Raw genomic sequence first — 19,538 nt, 5'->3', positions numbered from 1 at the left:
CCTGGCGCAACGTTCCATCGAGATTACCGAAAGGCTGTGCTTCGTCAGACCTTTTGAACCTAATTCGAAAACTGTTGCTCAACCGGGAAATGTAGGGGGTGGGTGAAATGAATGCTTTCAAGAATCAACTGACGCTTGAGCAGGAATCCAGATTGAAAGCCCTGGATGCCTGGCATCGTGCATTGGAGAACCGAGCGTTACGCATGGAGTGTCCCGATGCCTATCACGAGGAACTATTGCGCCAGTCTGATGAGATGCATCGGTTGGGTATGTTGACCGATTCCGAATGGCGTGACCTGAGAAGGGAGGCAGATGCGGCCTATCTGCGTGCGGTCGCCGGTGAGGATTATCACTGAGGTCATTCAGCTCATGTCTATTGCCGACGAAGCCAGGGCGATGTCCGACCCAGACAGCAATCCGATCACGGGTGCGGACCTGGGGGCGGGTGTGAAAGGCGAACCACAACCTTAACGACGTGACCGCACGCCAAAGGGCGTGCGGTTTTTTCATCTCAAGACAACAGGAGGGTGCGATGTCCGAGCCGTTGACCTCATCTGGCGCAACACTTCGCTCACGGTTTGTTCGGTTCTCAAAATCCGGATGGGGCGGGCTAGCCTTCTGGTCAATTCTGATTGGCGTGACGCTTTACTTGCTGATCAGCGGGTATGGTGCCTTCGTCGGCGCCAACAAACAAAATCTGCACTTTGCATTTCTCGGCGGCATGTCAGGCTTCGCTGCGACGGCCATAGGTGCGGTGGCAGCGATCGCGTTACGTGATATCGCCGCCAGAACGCAGGACATCATGCTGGGCTTCGCTGCCGGGATGATGCTGGCCGCCAGTTCGTTTTCGCTCATACTTCCGGGTATCGAAGCCGCCCAGGAGCTCTGCGGTAACCAGTTGCTCGCAGCCTGTGTCGTCGTTGCAGGATTGGGATTGGGGGTAGCGCTGATGATCGGTCTGGATCGCTTCGTGCCTCACGAACATGAGAAAAGCGGTCGCCGTGGGCCCGAGGTGCAGCGCATCAATCGCGTATGGCTGTTTGTTCTGGCAATCACGCTGCATAACCTGCCGGAGGGGATGGCCATTGGAGTGAGCTTTGCCAATGGCGACATGAAGGTGGGATTGCCGCTAACCACTGCCATTGCCATTCAAGACATTCCCGAAGGCCTGGCTGTGGCCCTTGCGTTACGCGTGACCGGGATTTCAGCGCTTCGCGCTGCGCTTATTGCGGTGGGCTCAGGGTTGATGGAGCCCATAGGCGCGATCGTCGGCTTGGGGATTTCGAGCAGCTTCGCATTGGGATATCCCATAGCGCTCGGTCTGGCGGCGGGCGCGATGATTTTTGTGGTGTCCCATGAGGTCATTCCCGAGACCCATCGCAACGGTCATGAGACACCTGCAACCTTGGGGTTGATGCTCGGTTTCGGGGTCATGATGTTTCTCGACACGGCTTTGGGTTGACCCTTTACCTCCCATCCCGCACAAGCAAGAAAGATCCGGCCATTCAGTTCAGACGCTGCTGCGGTTCGGTGTGATGAAAGGCATGCTCTCTGTTAATCCGCGAACCTACTATTTCCAGCGCGCAGCCTTGATCGGATGGACAAGCCTGCTTCGCTTTTCCCGGATGCTTCAACGCACGCTGATTCTTGCCGGCGACCGCGATCCGTTAATACAGGCGTACAACGGCCATATCCTGCGCCGCACAATCCGACGTTCAGAACTTCGCCTTCTGGAGGGCGAGGGACATTTCTTTGTGGTGACCAGCGCTGGACGAACTGCCGTCCTGGTCCGCGAATTTCTTCGCCGCCATTATGACGATGAAGAGAAGGCGCCGAGGATCACGATTTGAAACACCAAGGCTGGCCTGGAGCGCACACAGGTCAGTTAATCCGCTCGTTTCATCAATAGTCGCTCTGCACCTGATAAGGAAAAGGGGAGACCCGCTATCGCGCTGCTGCTAAAGCAGCGCCTCACGCGTGCTCTTCAAGCCTGCGCACATCACCCAACGAATCACGTTGCATCGACTGCAAGTTCTTTTCAATGGTTTCGCACAGTGCTTCCATTTGAATCTGGTGTTCGCTGTGGCGAAACGGGCTTTGCAGATCGGTGCCGATGCGTTCGATGGCCAGCAGCATGAATCCCACCACGGTCGACGCCAGCGGCGTGAACCAGCCCAGGGATTCGACCAGACCCACCGGCACGATCAGGCAGAACAGCGAAATAAACAGCCGCGGAAAATAGACGTAAGGGTAGGGCAGCGGGGTATTGGCGATCCGCTCCATGCCGCCCTGACTGTTGGACAGGTCGACCAGCGTCGACTCAAGCCGCGCCAGGCGAATACTGTCCAGATGCCCGGCCTTGTATTCCTTGGCGAGCAAAGTCGCGGAGCCGGTGAGAATATCGTTGGCAAAGTTATTGGTCGTGCCACTGCGGGCGAACTCTTCGGCGGGAATAAACGCCCGCACCTCGTCAGGACAAGGCTGGCCTTGCAGATGCGCGGCGAGGCAGTTCACATACGCGACGTGGCGGCGCAGCAGAGTGGATTTGACCGGATTCACCTCGCCGCCGGCGTCGTCCAGCAGCGTCAGCACCTGCCGGGCGAAGCTGCGGGAGTTGTTGATCATCGCCCCCCACAACGTCCGCGCTTCCCACCAGCGGTTGTAGGCGCTGCTGTTGCGAAAACTGATCAATACGATCAACGCCGAACCCAGCAAGGTCAGCGGCATCAGCGGCAGGTTCAGCTTGGCGTTGAGGAACAGCATGAAGTCTACGGTGACGGCGATGTCCCACAGCAGCAACCAGAACAGAGACCAGCCCACGTAGCCCAGGGTCTTGATGATCAGGCGGTATTTTTTGACGATGGCAGCTTTCAAACGGAAACCTCGTGGCGAGCAGTTTGCTTAAACGCTTAAGCTCGGACGATGCCTGGCACCGGCAGTTCCCTGAAGCAGCCAACCGTCAGTCAATCTGCGAAGCCCGGCCATCCGAATGGCCAATGCTTGCGAGAAAAATCCTCGTATCCCGATTGGACCGCAGATGAACCACGCGGGACCTGCGATACAGGATCGTTGTCGCTGTGCAGCACGTCCGGCGGTCGGCACGCAACAAACCACATCGCTTTGAAAAGCACCTCCGGGAACCGGGCGGGAAGGCCTAAGCTCATTCCAAAAAGATATTTATTTAATCTTTTTAAGATCGTTTAGCTTTTAACAAAAGAAACGTGCAGCGCCTCGCTTGCGGCGTTTTTTTGCCTCAGGCCAACCCTGTCCGCGGTCATCGCCCGAGGCTTTTGTCCATTTTTTACCCTGGAACGGCCACATATCTGGCCGTCAGCGGTTCGTTGCCGGGAGCCCTCGTGACACTTATTCAAACCTCTTTGGCAACGGTACAGGTCGACTTGCCTGAACGATTGGCCCCACCCATCGACGATAGCGCCGAGGAGGGCGATGTTGTCCTCGAACTGCGAGGCGTCACTAAAGCTTATCTGCGCAAGGGCGGATCGCCGTTGCCGGCTGTCAACCATGTCAGCTTGAAGGTCCGGCGCGGCGAAGTGCTGTGCCTGATGGGCACCTCCGGCAGCGGCAAATCGACCTTGCTTCGCCATATCAATCGTTTGATCGAACCCACCAGCGGTGAGGTCTTGATTGAAGGTCAGGCTATCAGCGGTCTGAGCCACAAAGCGTTGCGGGATTTGCGCTCGCGGCGAATCGGCATGGTCTTCCAGCATTTTGGTCTTTTGCCCCATCGCACGGTGCTGGACAACGTTGCGCTGCCTCTGGAGTTGCGCGGCGAATCCGAGGCCGTCCGGCACGCAGCGGCCACCCGACAGTTACAGGCGATGGGCCTTGAGGGATGGGGCGAGCATTATTCCCACGAGTTGTCCGGCGGTATGCAGCAAAGGGTCGGTCTTGCGCGGGCATTGGTGACTGATCCGGATATTCTCCTGATGGACGAGCCTTTCAGCGCACTGGATCCGACCATCCGGCGAGACCTGCAAAGCCACTTTCTGGCCTTGGTACGCGAGCGCGGGATCACCACGTTGCTGGTCACCCACGATCCTGCCGAAGCGGTCCGTCTCGCTGACCGGATAGCGGTATTGCGCCAGGGACGTCTGGTGCAATCGGGCACCCCGAAACAGCTGCTCGAGACGCCGGCCGATGCTGAGGTCGCGGATTTTTTCCGCGATTGCCTTCCAGCCGCACCGGTATTGCACGATGCCGGTGGCGCGGTACGTCAGGTTCCCGAAACGGCACCAAAGGAGCAACCGGTTCAGCCGGGCTTGCGCGGCTGGCAAGCCCTGTTGCTCGGGCCGGCAGCGCTGGCGGCGCGGGGCCGAGGCGGGTTGTTCTGGCTCGGGTTCGCCGCAGAACTCGCGGCCCTGGCCACTGCGGTGCAGGGCATTACGAGCGCATCCTGGATATCGGTCGTGGTGGGATTGGCAGTGCTGGCGGCCAGTCGTTTCACCGCGTATTCACTAGGCCGTCAACCGGTGCGGCGCGCCGTTTCGAGTTGGACGTTGCCGCTGGCGGTGCTGCTGGTCAGTCAGGCATTGGTGATCTGGCGCGTGTTGACGCCCGATACCACCCAGGCGTTCTTGCAGTTCCCGGCCAGCCGCCAGGCGCTGTTACTGACTGCACAGAGCCTGGATGACTTTATCGGTTGGTCACAGGTGACGTTCGAGAGCGCTTTTGTCGGCGTGATCGTTGCGGTTCGCACGGTCATTGAAGGAATCGAATCCCTGCTCGGTTGGCTGCCCTGGCCGGTTTGCGCGCTGGCGCTGGTATTGCTGGCATGGCGCTCGGCGGGCCTGGCCCTGGCGCTCACCAGCAGCGCAGCGTTGTTGTATATCGGCCTGTTCGGGTTTTGGGAGCGGACAATTGCCACGCTGGCGCTGGTTGGTTCGTCGGTGCTGATCGCACTGGTGATCGGCGTACCCACCGGCATTCTGCTGGCGAAGCGGCCATTTGCCCGCAGGCTGCTCACGCCTTTGCTGGATGTCATGCAGACCCTGCCGACCTTTGTCTATCTGATTCCCGCTGTGGCGTTCTTTTCGGTAGGCAAGACCCCGGCGGTCATTGCGACGGTGATTTTTGCCCTGGCACCGATGATTCGTCTGACGTCCCTGGGTATTCAGGAAGTCCCGAAGGATGCCGTGGAAGCGGCAATCGCCCATGGAGCAACCCCCTGGCAAACCCTGGTGAAGGTGCAACTGCCGCTGGCGCGAAGATCACTGTTGCTGGGGATTAATCAGACCATTGTCATGAGCCTGTCGATGGTGGTGGTTGCCGCCCTGATCGGCGCTGGAGGACTGGGTTACGACGTCATGACGGCGTTGCGCAATATCAAGGGCGGCGAGGGCGTGCTGGCCGGCGTGGCGATCGTGCTGTGTGCATTGATCCCCGATCGAATCATTCAATCGAGCTTGCGCAAGCAAGACCATCTGCATAACTGAACAGTGAGACTTATCGTGACAAAACATCTATTGCGTAACCTGAGTGCGGTCGCAGTGCTGGCTTCCCTGATCGTGCCGGCCAGCGTGATGGCCAAGGACAAAATTGTCATTGGCGAGCAGAACTGGACGGGGGCCATCGCCATTCAACACATTCTGGGTGAGGTGATCAAAAGTCGTCTGGACGGTGATGTGTCGTATCTCGCCGGGGACGTGCCGGTGCTGTTCAGTGCGGCGGCCAAGGGCGACGGGTCTGTGGATGTGCTGACGGACATCTGGCTGCCCAATCAGTCGGCGGCGTGGGCCAAGTACGTCACCGGCGGCACCCGCTCACTGGTGCCCAATGCTCACCCTTATGCCGGCGAACAAGGCTTCTACATTCCCGGTTATCTGCAAGACAAGTACGGCGTCAAATCGATCTACGACCTGAAAAAACCGGAAGTGGCCAAGCTCTTCGAGCCAGTGGGCGGCGGCAAGGCCGAACTGCTGGTGGGGCCGGCGGGCTGGGAGTCGACCTATATCGGCCAGATCAAGGCCAAGGATTACGGCTTCGCCGATAAATTCGAGTCCGTGTCGACGGAAGCCTCGGTGACTTACGCCAAACTGGCCTCGGCTTACAAAGCGCAACGCGGCGTGGTGTTCTACGCCTACACCCCTGACTGGATTTTCTCGGCCTATGATCTGCGTCGCCTGGAAGAGCCCGCGTTCGATGGCTACGCCCAGGACAACAAAAAAGAAGATCCTCTTTACAAGGCGGATGGCTGCTGGAAATTCATCAGCCCGACCGTCGATCCCGACTGGCTGAACAAGAGCCACATCACCTGCGCCTTCCCGGATGCCAAGGTGTACGTCCTGGCTTCCACCGCACTGCAAAAGCGCGCGCCGAAAATTGCCGAGTTCCTGCACAATTTCGCCATCGACCCGGCACAGTTGAACGGACTGATCCAGAAGATCGAAAAGGAGAAACAGCCAGCAGACGTCGCCGCCAAGGCCTGGGTTCAAGCCAACCCTTCTACTGTTGACCAGTGGGTTGCAGGGAAGGCGCAGCAAGTGAGTTCAGCCCAATGACCAGAGCGAACGTACGTGTGCTCGATGGCGGCATGGGGCGGGAGTTGAAGCGAATCGGCGCGCCGTTCCGTCAACCGGAATGGTCGGCCCTCGCGCTGATCGAAGCGCCCGAGTATGTGCTGCAGGCGCATCAGGCGTTCGTGAAAGCGGGCGCGCGGATCATCACCACCAACAGCTATGCGGTGGTGCCTTTTCATATTGGCGACGAGCGATTTGCCGAGCAGGGAAGAGCGCTGGCTGAGCGCGCCGGACGGCTGGCGCGGCAGGCCGCCGGCGAAAGTACCGATGCGGTCACCGTGGCCGGTTCGTTGCCGCCGGCGTTGGGGTCCTACCGGCCGGATCTGTTCGATCATCAGCGTTCAGTAGCGATCCACCGCGAACTGATTGCCGGATTGCGAACGCACGTCGATGTTTGGCTGGCCGAAACGCAAAGCTCCATTGCTGAAGTGCGGGCGGTGGCCGAAGCCCTCGGAACGGATCCCGCGCCACTTTGGGTATCATTCACGCTGTTGGACGAAGAGGGGCGGGAGCCGCGATTACGCTCAAACGAGGCCGTTGCCGATGCAGTTCGCGTGGCGGCTGGGCTGGGGGCCAAGGCGGTGCTCTTCAATTGCAGCCAGCCGGAAGTGATGGCCGCGGCTTTGATTGAGGCACGCGCTGTGATTGAAAACCTGGATCATCCTGTCGAACTGGGGGTTTATGCCAATGCTTTCCCCCCTGTCAGTGCCAAAGCCGAGGCCAATAGCGATTTGTTGGAAATTCGGCGTGATCTGGGCCCCGAGTCCTACCTGGACTGGTCGAAGTCATGGGTTGCCGCAGGGGCCAGCATTGTCGGCGGATGCTGTGGAATCGGCCCGGAGCATATCGCCCAGTTGCATTTGCACCTGCACTATCAAAATGGTGAGGAGGCCGCGCATGAGTGATTTTTCAGGCGACGTTCTGTCAGAGCAGGCGACATTCGGTGCCGGCTGTTTCTGGGGAGCGGAAGCTTCATTCCGGGCATTGCCGGGTGTGCTCGACACCCGTGTCGGGTTCGCGCGGTCAGACTTGGGTGACGCCACCCTGATCGAATGCGCCGCTTTTGCCGTCACGGCCGGGGCGTTGCAATTGCTCGGGTCGGCGAGTGGGGCAAGCCGAAATTGGCGCAAGAGTGAATCCACAGGAATACGGGCAGGAAAGGGTGTATAAAAGTGATTAAAATCGTCGAAATATAGTTAACTACGCTAAATAGATGTTTAGTCGAGTTATTACAGATCGTATTGAAACGATGGAGCAGGTCATGAATCCACGCCCGATTACTGCATCGAACCTGATTGCGTCACTGGACCTTGAGCCTCACGTCGAAGGTGGTTTCTTTCGCAGAACCTACCAGGCCGATCATCGGGACATGCTCGAAACCGCCGGTGGGCCGCGTTATCGGATGACGTCGATTTACTACCTGTTGACCGAAGAATCACCGGTTGGCCAGTTTCATTTCAACCAGTCAGACATCCTGCATTATTTCCATCTGGGCGATGCCATTGAGTACAGCTTGATCCTTGAAGACGGTTCACTGCAGACGTTGGTGATGGGCAACGATGTTCTAGCCGGACAACATTTGCAATTGCACGTACCGGGCGGAATCTGGAAAGCCTCCAGATTGCTGAATGGTTCGAACGGATTTGGTTTGATCAGCGAAGCGGTTTCACCAGGCTTTGATTTTGCCGATATGGAAATGGGGAACCGGCAGAAACTCACAGCGCGGTATCCGCAGCATCGAGTGCTGATTGAAAAGCTGACGCGTGACGAGGATTGAGCGCAGCACGTTTCAAATGGAGAGATCTGCAGGCACCAAGGATCAGGTCCTTTGAGAGCGATGCTGGAGATTGAAATGGTGTGCGCAACCGTGCTGACTTCGTAATACTTTGTTACGTGTAATGTATATTATGTTAAATGATGTGTCTGGGCGGAACTTTATGAACTCCCGCCTAAACCCATCTGATCCACCTCGGCAATCAGTTGAACAATTCATAGATCTCAGAAACCACCTGCATCGTCGCATCCTCGACCGTTCCTTCATTACGGCACAAAACCCAACCATGATCGGCAGCTGCTTGCTCGAACATCTCCGTACACGCGACATGCTCTGCGTGCTTTTGAATCACAGTACCGCCCAGTCCTCTGGATCGTGCCGTTGCCCTGGCCCATGAAACATCCGGCGTGGTGACGACCCCGACATGCAAGTCTGGCACCTGCACGTTTCGCTCGATATTCAATTGGAGAATCTCTGCAAACGGGACGGTATGGCGAAACGCGGCGTCAGACGGATACCAGCGATCGATCAAGACAATGCTGCCCAGCGGCTGCTTAGTCAGCACGTGCCGGGAGATCCAGCTACGGCTATCAGCAAAGCGCTGACACACAGCCCACTCCAGATCCCGGGAGGGATTTCTGGCAAGTTCGTTAACGAGGGCCATCGTGGCACCCCGGTACGGATCGCTTTTTCTCTCGCAAAGCCGGATGACTTTCTTGTTGTCGGCCCTCAGTACTGCCGTAACCGCTTCCAATAATGTGGTCTTGCCGGTTCCTTTTGGCCCATCCAGAGAAATAAACAGCGGACGATTCATTTTTCACACAACGATTGAGGCATTGATGACCACTCTATCCTCATTTCTGCAATTCGATCAGCTCATCCCTGCCCTTTGCCTAGACTTGCTTCCCAATGATGTTCGCCAGACCTTTCGACTGCCAGGGAATCACATAAGGAGCCACCCCATGTCAAAGCTATATCCCGGAATCGATCCTGAAGGGCTTATCGAGTACTCAGTGGTCTACACCGACCGCTCGCTGAACCACATGTCGCAGTCGTTTCAGGCCGTGATGAAGAACATTTCCCAGACCCTGAAACAGGTCTACAACGCCGAGGCCGTTGCGGTGGTTCCGGGCAGCGGCACATTCGGCATGGAAGCGGTGGCGCGACAGTTCGCCACCGGTCAGCAATGTCTGGTGATACGCAACGGCTGGTTCAGTTATCGCTGGAGCCAGATCCTTGACACCGGCAACATCCCGGCAGCCACGACGGTGCTGAAAGCCCGACCGGTCGAAACGGGTCGCCAGGCTGCCTACGCCCCGCCACCTCTGGACGAAGTGCTGGCAGCCATTGCGGCTTCGAGGCCGCAGATTGTCTTCGCCCCCCACGTTGAAACCTCATCAGGGATTATCCTGCCCGACGAGTACCTGCGGGCCGTCGGCGACGCCGTGCATGCGGTGGGTGGGCTGTTCGTGCTGGACTGCATCGCTTCAGGCACGCTTTGGGTTGATATGCACAAATGCGCCGTCGACCTGCTGATCAGCGCACCGCAAAAAGGCTGGAGCGCCTCCCCGTGCTGCGCCCTGGTGATGTTCAGTGCTCTGGCCCTCGAACGCATCGAGCAGACACAAAGCAGCAGCTTCGCCTGCGACCTGAAAAAGTGGCTGCAGATCATGCAGGCCTACGAACAGGGCGGACATGCCTACCACGCGACCATGCCCAGCGATTCCCTCGCGCGGTTCAACGACGTAATGAAAGAGACGCAGGTCTACGGTTTCGACAAGGTCCGCGACGACCAGCAGGTTCTGGGTGACCGGGTGCGCGCCATGTTGGCCGGCAAAGGCTTTAAAAGCGTGGCCGCAGCCGGCTTTCAGGCGCCAGGCGTCGTGGTGAGCTACACCGATGATGCCGATATCAAAAACGGTAAGAAATTTGCCAGCCACGGCCTGCAGATCGCCGCTGGGGTGCCGCTGCAATGCGATGAACCGGCCGACTTCCAGACCTTTCGTATCGGTCTGTTCGGACTCGAAAAGCTGCACAACATCGAGCGGACGGTCAGCACCCTCGAGCGGGCACTGGATGAGCTGATGGTTAGCTAAGCTTTCATCTCGGCCGCAGCCAATACTGTTCCCGCAGATCCTGTCTGGCGGGAACCACCAGGCCGTGATCAACCTGTCATAAATTCCATATCTGCTGGCAAATAGAGGACTTTTCTACCGTTTCAATAGCACCTGAGGTGCCGCGAAGACAAGGCCAGCGTCGATCCGTCGCACCATTGAGCGCCAAAACCCCTTTCATTCTGAATTAGTGATTTAACTAGGTAGTTACCTAACTATATAATGCCCTCCTCATTTCAACGGGACATTCAACGTGAAGCAGAGTCAACGCCTCTCGGGCATATCAACATTCATTCTGGTCGGGCTGGGCGTGATCATCGCCCTGCTCGGCCTGGCACTGGCCGCTGGCGGTGTGAAATTGGTCAGCCTGGGAGGCTCCTGGTACTTCCTGGTGGGTGGTCTGGCGATGACCATTTCCGGCCTGCTGATCGCACGCCGCAAGCCTTCCGGCGCCTGGCTGTTCGCAGCGTTTCTGCTGGGGACGGCGATCTGGGCAGTGATCGACGCAGGGCTGGTGTTCTGGCCGGTGTTCTCGCGTTTGTTCATGTTCAGTGCAGTTGGCCTGGTGGTTGCGCTGGTCTATCCACTGCTTAAACGCGCCAATGGCGACACTGCGGGCCGTGGTGCCTACGGTGTTGCCGCTGTTCTGGCGGTTGGATTGGCGGTAGCTGCCGGCAACATGTTCGTCGCACACCCGACCGTTGCCCCTACTGGCACCGGCCCAGGCCTGACGCCGGTCGAGCCGGAAAAAGCGCAGAAAGACTGGGCACACTACGGTAATACTGAAGGTGGCAGCCGCTTCGCCGCGCTGGACCAGATCAACCGCAGCAACGTCGACAAGTTGAAAGTCGCGTGGACCTACCACACCGGCGACATCGCCGAGAGCGACGGCAACGGCGCCGAAGACCAGCTGACTCCGCTGCAGATCGGCAACAAAGTCTTCATCTGCACCCCGCACAACAACCTGATCGCACTCGATGCCGACACCGGTAAAGAAATCTGGAAAAACGCGATCAACGCTCAATCCAAAGTCTGGCAGCGCTGCCGGGGCATGGCGTATTTCGACGCCAGCACCGCCGTCGCCAAACCGGCCAGCGCGCCAGTGAGCGAAACCCCGACCGCTCCAATCGCCAACTGCACACGTCGCTTGCTCACCAACACTATCGACGCCCGCCTGATCGCGGTCGATGCCGACACCGGCGAGTTCTGCCAGGGTTTCGGCAACAACGGCCAGGTCGATCTGAAGGCCGGTCTGGGTGATGTCCCGGACAGCTACTATCAATTGTCCTCCGCGCCGCTGATGGCCGGCACCACCGTGGTGGTTGGCGGTCGCGTTGCCGACAACGTGCAGACCGACATGCCGGGCGGCGTGATCCGTGGTTTCGACGTGATGACCGGCGCCATGCGCTGGGCATTCGACCCGGGCAACCCGCAGGATAAAAACGCACCGGCAGACGGCAGCACCTACGTGCGTAGCACGCCGAACAGCTGGGCGCCGATGTCCTATGACCCGGCGACCAACACGATCTTCCTGCCGATGGGCAGCTCGTCCACCGATATCTATGGTGTCGAGCGCAGCAAACTGGATCACACCTACGGCGCCTCGATCCTGGCGCTGGACGCCAACAGCGGCGAAGAAAAGTGGGTGTACCAGACCGTCCACAACGACCTCTGGGACTTCGACCTGCCGATGCAACCAAGCCTGATCGACTTCACCAAGGACGGAAAAACCGTGCCGGCGCTGGTGATCGGCACCAAGGCCGGGCAGATTTACGTACTCGACCGCGCCACCGGCAAACCGTTGACCGAAGTAAAAGAAGTGCCGGTCAAGGCCGCCAATATCCCCAACGAACCGTACTCGCCTACCCAGCCTAAATCGGTCGGTATGCCGCAAATCGGTGCCCAGCACCTGACCGAATCGGACATGTGGGGCGCCACGCCGTACGACCAGTTGCTGTGCCGGATCGATTTCAAGTCGATGCGTTACGACGGTCTGTACACCGCGCCAGGCACTGACAAATCCCTGAGTTTCCCGGGTTCGCTGGGCGGCATGAACTGGGGCAGCATTTCCACTGACCCGGTGCACGGTTTCATCTTCGTCAACGACATGCGTCTGGGCCTGTGGATTCAGATGATCCCGTCGCAGAATAAAGGCCAGGCAACCTCCGGTGGTGAAGCGTTGAACACCGGTATGGGCGCCGTTCCGCTGAAAGGCACGCCTTACGCAGTGAACAAGAACCGCTTCCTGTCGGTTGCCGGCATTCCGTGCCAGGCCCCACCGTTCGGTACGCTGACCGCCATCGACATGAAAACCCAGAAAGTCGCCTGGCAAGTTCCGGTCGGCACTGTTGAAGACACCGGCCCGCTCGGCATCCGCATGCACCTGCCGATCAAGATCGGTCTGCCAACCCTCGGCGGCACCCTGTCGACCCAGGGCGGCCTGATCTTCATCGCCGGCACCCAGGACTTCTACCTGCGCGCGTTCAACAGCGGCAACGGTGAAGAAATCTGGAAAGCGCGTCTGCCAGTCGGCAGCCAGGGCGGCCCGATGACGTATGTATCGCCGAAAACCGGCAAGCAATACGTGGTCATCACCGCCGGTGGTGCTCGCCAGTCGACCGACCGTGGCGACTACGTGATGGCGTACGCCCTGCCGTAAACCGCAGCGCCCTCCTTCACTTCACTTGTGCGCGGCACCTTCGGGTGCCGCGTCGTTTCATGTCCTTCGCTCTGGATTTCAGCAATGTCATTGGCTGTTCGCTTTTCTCACGCCGGCGTATTCACCGGCATGCTGTTCGGTCTCACCTGCGGCGCTGCCCTGCCCGCCCTCGCCGATACCGATTCGAACGTGTTCACCCGCAGCACCCTGACCGGCGACTGGGGCGGCCTGCGCCACCAGCTCGATAAAGACGGCATCAAGTTCACCGGCGATTACACCGGCGAAACCGCCTACAACGCCGACGGCGGCCTGCATCGCTCGGCGCGCTATTCGCAGAACATCAAGCTCGGCGCGCAGTTCGACCTGAGCAAACTGTACGGCGTCGATAACGCCGGCAAGATCCAACTGACCATCAACGACCGTCGCGGCAACAGTGCTTCTGAAGATCTGGTCGGCAACCGTTTGCCGATCCAGGAAAACTACGGCGGCCTCTACACCCGCCTGACCGAGCTGAGCTACGAGCGCAGCCTGTTTACCCCGGCACTGAACGTCAAACTCGGCTACATGGCCATGGGCAACGACCTCGGCGGGCTGGACAGCGGCATTCTCTGCAACTTCATGAACGCCGGTTTCTGCGGTCATCCGCTGAACATGTCCGGTGGCAGCGGCTGGACTAACTACCCCAACGCCCACCTCGGTGTACGGGTGAAATACGACCTCTCCCCTGCCTGGCAACTGCGCGTGGCCGCGTTCAATGTCGACCCGGAAAGCAACGGCAATTCCAGCCGCGCCTGGCACCTGGGCCCGAAACACACCACCGGCACGGTGGTGCCGATCGAGCTGGTCTACAAGCAGGCAGGCAAACTGCCCGGCGAGTACAAGGTCGGTTATTACTACGACAGCTCCGACGTTAAACGCATCGGCAGTGACAAGGAAGTGTCCGGACGCGGCGGCCATTACGTCCTGATCGACCAGGCCGTCTGGGCCTCGGACGCCTCTGAAGGTCGCAGCCTGCACGCCTTCGGCCAATATTCGGCGGCCAGCGAAGCAGCTTCGCCGTTCAGCAAGTGGTACGGCACCGGCCTGGTGCTGTACAAGCCTTTTGAGGGCCGTCCGCGCGACACCGTGGCGCTGGGCTATGGCCGCGCAGTGCCGAACCCGCGCAGCCGTGATGTGCAGCAAGACGCGGCGCTGGACAATGGCGCAGCGTTTCCAAACCTGGACAGCGCCGAGCAATTGATCGAACTCGGCTACGGCTACCAAGCCACTCCATGGCTGACGCTGCGCCCGAATATGCAGTACATCATCGAGCCGGGCGCGTTTTCCGGGAAGGACATCGACAATGCATTGGTGTTTGGATTGCAGGTGAAAGCTGCGCTCTGACGCCAAAGTTTGTCGACCACAAAAAAAGCACCCGAAGGTGCTTTTTTTGTGCGTGCCGCCAACCGAATCAACCCGTGAAGCTGGCCCGCGCTGCGTGCAGTTTCTTGTAGCTCTCGATCAGGCGCAGATGGCGATCCAGCCCTTCCAGCTTCATGCTGGTCGGCGTCAGGCCGTAGAAGCGCACGCTGCCGTTGACCGAACCGATCGCCGCGTCCATGCGCTCGTCGCCGAACATGCGGCGGAAGTTGGCTTCGTAGTCTTCCAGCTGCAGATCCTCGTCCAGCTCCATTTCCAGCACCACGTTGACCGCTTGATAGAACAAGCCACGCTCGACGGTGTTGTCGTTGTATTGCAGGAACGCTTCGACCAGATCCTTGGCCTGCTCGTACTTCTGCAAGGCGAGATAGATCAGCAGGCGCAGTTCGAGAATGGTCAACTTGCCCCATGGCGTGTTGTCGTCGAACTCGATGCCGATCAGCGTGGTGATGTCGGTGTAATCGTCCAGCTCGCTGTGTTCCAGGCCTTTGGCGAGGTTGCGCAGGCCGACCTTGCTCAGGTTGTGCAGGTTGAGGATGTCAGCACGGAATTGCAGCGCTTTGTTGGTGTTGTCCCAGATCAGGTCTTCTACCGGATAGATCTCCGAATAGTCCGGCACCAGAATGCGGCAAGCCTTGGCGCCGATGTGCTCGTAGACCGCCATGTAGACTTCCTTGCCCATGTCTTCGAGGATGCCGAACAGCGTCGCGGCCTCTTCGGCGTTGGAGTTTTCGCCGTTGCCGGAGAAATCCCACTCGACGAATTCGAAGTCGGCCTTGGCGCTGAAGAAACGCCACGACACCACACCACTGGAATCGATGAAGTGCTCGACGAAGTTGTTCGGTTCGGTCACGGCCTGGCCCGAGAAGGTCGGCTGTGGCAGATCGTTGAGGCCTTCAAAGCTGCGGCCCTGCAGCAACTCGGTGAGGCTGCGTTCCAGCGCCACTTCGAAGCTCGGGTGCGCGCCGAATGAGGCGAACACGCCGCCGGTGCGCGGGTTCATCAGCGTCACGCACATCACCGGGAATTCACCGCCCAGCGACGCGTCCTTGACCAGCACCGGGAAGCCCTGCTCTTCCAGCGCCTTGATCCCGGCGAGAATGCCCGGGTACTTCGCCAGCACCTCTTGCGGCACATCCGGCAGGGCCATTTCGCCTTCGAGGATTTCGCGTTTGACCGCCCGCTCGAAGATTTCCGACAGGCACTGCACCTGGGCTTCCGCCAGGGTGTTGCCGGCGCTCATGCCGTTGCTGAGAAACAGGTTTTCGATCAGGTTGGACGGGAAGTACACCACCTTGTTGTCCGACTGACGTACGAACGGCAGCGAGCAGATGCCGCGCTGGGTGTTGCCGGAATTGGTGTCGTACAGGTGCGAGCCGCGCAGTTCGCCGTCGCGGTTGTAAATGCCCAGGCAATATTCGTCGAGGATTTCCGCAGGCAACTCGTCTTTGGCGCCGGGCTTGAACCAGCGCTCGTCCGGGTAATGCACGAACTCGGCATTGGCGATCTCTTCGCCCCAGAACTGATCGTTGTAGAAGAAGTTGCAGTTCAGCCGCTCGATGAACTCGCCCAGCGCCGATGCCAGCGCGCCCTCTTTGGTCGCGCCCTTGCCGTTGGTGAAGCACATCGGCGACTGCGCATCGCGGATGTGCAGCGACCAGACGTTGGGCACGATGTTGCGCCACGAAGCGATTTCAATCTTCATGCCCAGGTCGGCAAGAATCCCCGACATGTTGGCAATGGTCTGTTCCAGCGGCAGGTCCTTGCCGGCAATGCAGGTGCCCGCGCCGGACGTGGACGCCGGCATCAGCAAGGCCTGGGCATCCGCGTCAAGGTTCTCGACTTCCTCGATCACGAACTCCGGCCCGGCCTGCACCACCTTTTTCACCGTGCAACGGTCGATCGAGCGCAGGATGCCCTGGCGATCCTTCTCGGAGATGTCCGCCGGCAGCTCGACCTGGATCTTGAAGATCTGGTTGTAGCGGTTTTCCGGATCGACAATGTTGTTCTGTGACAGACGAATGTTTTCGGTCGGGATATTGCGGGTGCTGCAGTACAACTTTACGAAGTAAGCCGCGCACAAGGCCGACGACGCCAGGAAATAGTCGAACGGACCCGGTGCAGAGCCATCGCCCTTGTAACGGATCGGTTGGTCGGCCACCACCGTGAAGTCATCGAACTTGGCTTCGAGTCGGAGGTTGTCGAGAAAATTGACCTTGATTTCCATGCGGGTTACCAGAATAGCGGGCTAAACAAATTGGCCGCCATTATCCGGCTTTTGAGCGTGAAGTCTTGTGCTTTTGCTTAGCGGGGCCTGAGCGGTCAGACACATTTGGCGAACTTCTGAACATCTCGAAGCTGAAGATGTTCTAGATTGAAGAAGTACCGGATCAAGGACGAGCAAATGGACATTTCCAGCCGTGCGACGCCGTTACCCACCCTGCAGGGCTCCGTCACCCGGCGTCTGGCCGTCGCGGTGGGTGCGCTGTTCATTGCCGGAGTGATGGCGGCGACCGCTGCGTTGCTCGGCATTGCCACTCAACTGGATGAGGATGACGTCAACGACGTGCGGTTCTATTCCGGCCGGGCGCTGGAAAACCGGATTACTGCTTCCAAGAACTACATCACCAGTTACGCCAACTGGACGACAGCGTATGAACGTCTGAGCGGTACGGTCGACACGAACTGGGCGTACACCGAGCAGAACATGGGCAAGACCCTGTTTACCAGCGACGGCTATGACGGTCTGTTCGTGCTGGATCGGGAACGCACCAAATACGCTGTCGTTCGCGGGCAAATGCTCGATGCGCAAATGCCCCAGTTCCTTCAGCTTTCGGCGAACAGTCTGGTTGAGCAAGTGCAGAGTCAGTCCGACCTGACCAAGCCCGTCAGTACTTATTCATTGTTTGAAGAATGGCCGGCGTTGGTCACCGCAGCGGCGATCCTTCCCAACGATGAGCGCCCGGTAGGCGATCCACAAAAGACCTCGGTACTGGTATTCGTCGACAAACTGACACCCACCAAGTTGCGCAAGATCGGCAGCGGGTATGGGCTGAACAATCTGTCGCTGGCACCGGACGACAGCATCGACCAGGGCCAGCCCCGCGTCCCGCTGGACAGCACCGGATACAGCCTCGTTGCGGATCTGGAGCGACCGGGCCTGCATCTGCTGTGGTCATTGTTGCCCACCCTCGGCTCCGCCTTGATTGTGTTGATGGCGCTGACGGCCTGGTTCTTTCGCCATGCATTGCGTTCCTCGCGCTATGTCGACAACAGTTTTGAAGCGATGCAGGCCTCGAATCAGGCACTGCTGGCGTCCAACCGCGCACTGGAAGCCAGCGAGGAGCGCTTCCGGGCGGTGGCCGAAGCCGCGTCCGACTGGATCTGGGAAGTGGATGAAGCGTTGTCCATCACCTATCTGTCGACCCGGTTCAGTGCGGTCACCGGCTATCCGCAGGCCCAATGGATCGGGAAACACATCGGGCACTTGCTTGTCTGCGACACCACGCCGCTGGATCTGTGGCTGAAAAAACTCGATGAGGAGAACAACGCCAGCGACCTGCGCTGCACCTACCGTGACCGCAAGGAACAACAGCGCCACTGCCGCCTCTCGGCCCGGCCCATCGTGGAAAGAGCGGCAGTCGTCGGCTATCGCGGCACGGCCAGCGACATCACCGATGAAGTCGCCGCCCATGCGCAGATCCAGCACCTGTCCTTGCATGACGCGCTGACGGGACTGCCCAACCGCAACAAACTGTCGCGCTATCTGGACGACGCTCTGCTGCTCAAGGAACACGCTCCGCCTGTGTCGCTGTTGATGATTGACCTGGACAATTTCAAGCCGATCAACGATTCGCTCGGCCACCCCGCCGGCGATGCTGTTTTGCAGGAGGTTGCCGGCCGACTGCGCGAATGCACGCGTGACCACGATATCGTCGCCCGTCTGGGCGGTGACGAGTTCGTCGTTGTGCTCTGCGGCATGGACACGCATCAGGAGATCGACAGGTTCTGCACACGCCTGATCGGCAGCCTGCATCAGCCCATCCTCTTCGAACAGCAACCGTTGCACATCGGCGCCAGCATCGGAATCGCCCTGAGCCGGCGTCACGGGTACATCGCCAGCGAGCTGATCCGCTGCGCGGACATTGCGCTGTACCAGGCCAAATCCGAAGGCAAGAACACCTGGTGCTATTTCGAAGCGCACATGAGCGATCAGATCCAGACCCGTCGGCAGATGGAGGACGACCTTCGAAGGGCCCTGACGAACAATGAGTTCGTGCTGCACTATCAACCCCGATACAAAGTCGATGGCAAGCAGATCGTCTCGGTCGAGGCACTGGTGCGCTGGCAGCATCCTGCCAAAGGCTTGCTCGGGCCGGATTTATTCATTCCGCTGGCCGAACAGACCGACCTGATTGTTCCCCTCGGTCGCTGGGTCCTGCGTGAGGCTTGTGAAACGGCACTGACCTGGCCGGCGGACATTCTCCTGTCGGTCAACCTGTCACCTGCGCAGTTTGCGATCAGCGATGTGGTCGAAGATGTACGCGAAGTGCTGGTCGGCACTCGCTTCCCGGCCAGCCGGCTGGAGCTGGAAATCACCGAGAACGTAATGCTCAACGACACGGACGGCGCGCTGACCACCATGACCGCGCTCAAGGAACTGGGGGTGCGCCTGAACATGGATGACTTCGGCACCGGTTATTCCTCCCTTGGCTATCTGCGGGCCTACCCGTTCGATGGCATCAAGATCGACAAACGCTTCATCGCGTCCATTAGCACCGGCGCCAATGATCGGGCGGTGGTACAGGCCATCATCGGACTGGGTAAAGCGATGGGGCTGACCGTGACCGCCGAAGGCGTCGAAACCGAGGAACAACTGGACATCCTGGGCAAGGATCAATGCAACGAAGTTCAGGGTTATTACATGAGTCGCCCGATCGACAAGGCGGCCTTCGCCAGTCTTCTGCAAACATCAAGAGTCGCTGTTGTCGATCCTTCCAGACAGCGAAAAGGCCGGGTGACCTGAGGACGCTGAC

At 59.2% G+C, this 19,538-nt stretch carries 14 protein-coding genes and 1 pseudogene; 12 read left to right on the top strand and 3 right to left on the bottom strand.

Annotated elements, in window-relative coordinates; genetic code table 11:
• Window positions 1-107 precede the first annotated feature (107 nt).
• From ABFB52_RS15060 to ABFB52_RS15050, 3 genes are all read left to right on the top strand, one after another.
• Window positions 108-356: a hypothetical protein gene (locus tag ABFB52_RS15060; protein WP_129974203.1), complete on the top strand. Its 249-nt coding sequence runs from the start codon at window positions 108-110 to the stop codon at window positions 354-356.
• Between the two features lie 176 nt (window positions 357-532).
• A complete protein-coding gene (locus ABFB52_RS15055; RefSeq protein WP_102686159.1) occupies window positions 533-1,462 on the top strand; it encodes a ZIP family metal transporter in 930 nt (309 codons plus the stop codon).
• A 73-nt stretch (window positions 1,463-1,535) separates the two neighbouring features.
• Complete coding sequence (locus ABFB52_RS15050) at window positions 1,536-1,850, top strand: alpha/beta hydrolase (protein WP_256656688.1); 315 nt, start codon at window positions 1,536-1,538, stop codon at window positions 1,848-1,850.
• 121 nt (window positions 1,851-1,971) lie between these two features.
• On the opposite strand, the gene ABFB52_RS15045 is transcribed toward ABFB52_RS15050, so the two are convergent.
• On the bottom strand, window positions 1,972-2,874 hold the full coding sequence (locus ABFB52_RS15045) for a bestrophin family ion channel (protein ID WP_039768508.1): 903 nt from the start codon (window positions 2,872-2,874) through the stop codon (window positions 1,972-1,974).
• Between the two features lie 524 nt (window positions 2,875-3,398).
• Between ABFB52_RS15045 and ABFB52_RS15040 the strand changes: the two genes are divergently transcribed.
• The 5 genes and pseudogenes from ABFB52_RS15040 to ABFB52_RS15020 all read left to right on the top strand — a co-directional run bounded on the left by ABFB52_RS15040 (window position 3,399) and on the right by ABFB52_RS15020 (window position 8,313).
• Window positions 3,399-5,453 carry an ATP-binding cassette domain-containing protein gene (locus ABFB52_RS15040; RefSeq protein WP_129974210.1) on the top strand — a complete coding sequence of 685 codons (2,055 nt, stop codon included), beginning with the start codon at window positions 3,399-3,401 and terminating at the stop codon, window positions 5,451-5,453.
• Window positions 5,454-5,540: 87 nt separating this feature from the next.
• Window positions 5,541-6,518 (top strand): glycine betaine ABC transporter substrate-binding protein, encoded by a 978-nt coding sequence (locus tag ABFB52_RS15035; RefSeq protein WP_346836140.1) that lies wholly within the window; start codon window positions 5,541-5,543, stop codon window positions 6,516-6,518.
• Window positions 6,515-7,441, top strand: a complete 927-nt coding sequence (locus tag ABFB52_RS15030) for a homocysteine S-methyltransferase family protein (RefSeq protein ID WP_102716824.1) — start codon at window positions 6,515-6,517, stop codon at window positions 7,439-7,441. Before ABFB52_RS15035 ends, ABFB52_RS15030 begins: the two co-directional genes overlap by 4 nt.
• Window positions 7,434-7,583 (top strand): annotated as a pseudogene (locus ABFB52_RS15025) (peptide-methionine (S)-S-oxide reductase); the annotation flags it as partial. The gene ABFB52_RS15030 and the pseudogene ABFB52_RS15025, both read left to right, overlap by 8 nt.
• Window positions 7,584-7,797: 214 nt before the next feature.
• Complete coding sequence (locus ABFB52_RS15020; RefSeq protein ID WP_129973781.1) at window positions 7,798-8,313, top strand: cupin domain-containing protein; 516 nt, start codon at window positions 7,798-7,800, stop codon at window positions 8,311-8,313.
• A 199-nt stretch (window positions 8,314-8,512) separates the two neighbouring features.
• Here ABFB52_RS15020 and ABFB52_RS15015 read toward each other — a convergent pair whose 3' ends face one another.
• Window positions 8,513-9,124 (bottom strand): dTMP kinase, encoded by a 612-nt coding sequence (locus ABFB52_RS15015; RefSeq protein ID WP_129973780.1) that lies wholly within the window; start codon window positions 9,122-9,124, stop codon window positions 8,513-8,515.
• Window positions 9,125-9,272: 148 nt separating this feature from the next.
• Between ABFB52_RS15015 and ABFB52_RS15010 the strand changes: the two genes are divergently transcribed.
• From ABFB52_RS15010 to ABFB52_RS15000, 3 genes are all read left to right on the top strand, one after another.
• Window positions 9,273-10,406, top strand: coding sequence for an aminotransferase class V-fold PLP-dependent enzyme (locus tag ABFB52_RS15010; RefSeq protein ID WP_085745690.1), 1,134 nt, complete (start codon window positions 9,273-9,275; stop codon window positions 10,404-10,406).
• 271 nt (window positions 10,407-10,677) lie between these two features.
• Window positions 10,678-13,083 (top strand): glucose/quinate/shikimate family membrane-bound PQQ-dependent dehydrogenase, encoded by a 2,406-nt coding sequence (locus ABFB52_RS15005; protein ID WP_129973779.1) that lies wholly within the window; start codon window positions 10,678-10,680, stop codon window positions 13,081-13,083.
• 84 nt (window positions 13,084-13,167) lie between these two features.
• Window positions 13,168-14,466 (top strand): carbohydrate porin, encoded by a 1,299-nt coding sequence (locus tag ABFB52_RS15000; RefSeq protein WP_129973778.1) that lies wholly within the window; start codon window positions 13,168-13,170, stop codon window positions 14,464-14,466.
• Between the two features lie 67 nt (window positions 14,467-14,533).
• Here the strand turns inward: ABFB52_RS15000 and ABFB52_RS14995 are convergent, their stop codons facing one another.
• Window positions 14,534-16,729: an OsmC domain/YcaO domain-containing protein gene (locus ABFB52_RS14995; RefSeq protein WP_129973777.1), complete on the bottom strand. Its 2,196-nt coding sequence runs from the start codon at window positions 16,727-16,729 to the stop codon at window positions 14,534-14,536.
• A gap of 177 nt (window positions 16,730-16,906) precedes the next feature.
• On the opposite strand from ABFB52_RS14995, the gene ABFB52_RS14990 reads away from it, so the two are divergent.
• Complete coding sequence (locus ABFB52_RS14990; protein ID WP_129973776.1) at window positions 16,907-19,528, top strand: EAL domain-containing protein; 2,622 nt, start codon at window positions 16,907-16,909, stop codon at window positions 19,526-19,528.
• Window positions 19,529-19,538 lie beyond the last annotated feature (10 nt).

It is taken from the genome of Pseudomonas sp. 9.2(2024) (genome assembly GCF_039695385.1).
In the GTDB taxonomy this organism is placed as follows: domain Bacteria; phylum Pseudomonadota; class Gammaproteobacteria; order Pseudomonadales; family Pseudomonadaceae; genus Aquipseudomonas; species Aquipseudomonas paraglycinae.
The sequence above is the reverse complement of the archived record's forward strand: the minus strand, read 5'-3'. Positions and strand labels throughout refer to the sequence as shown.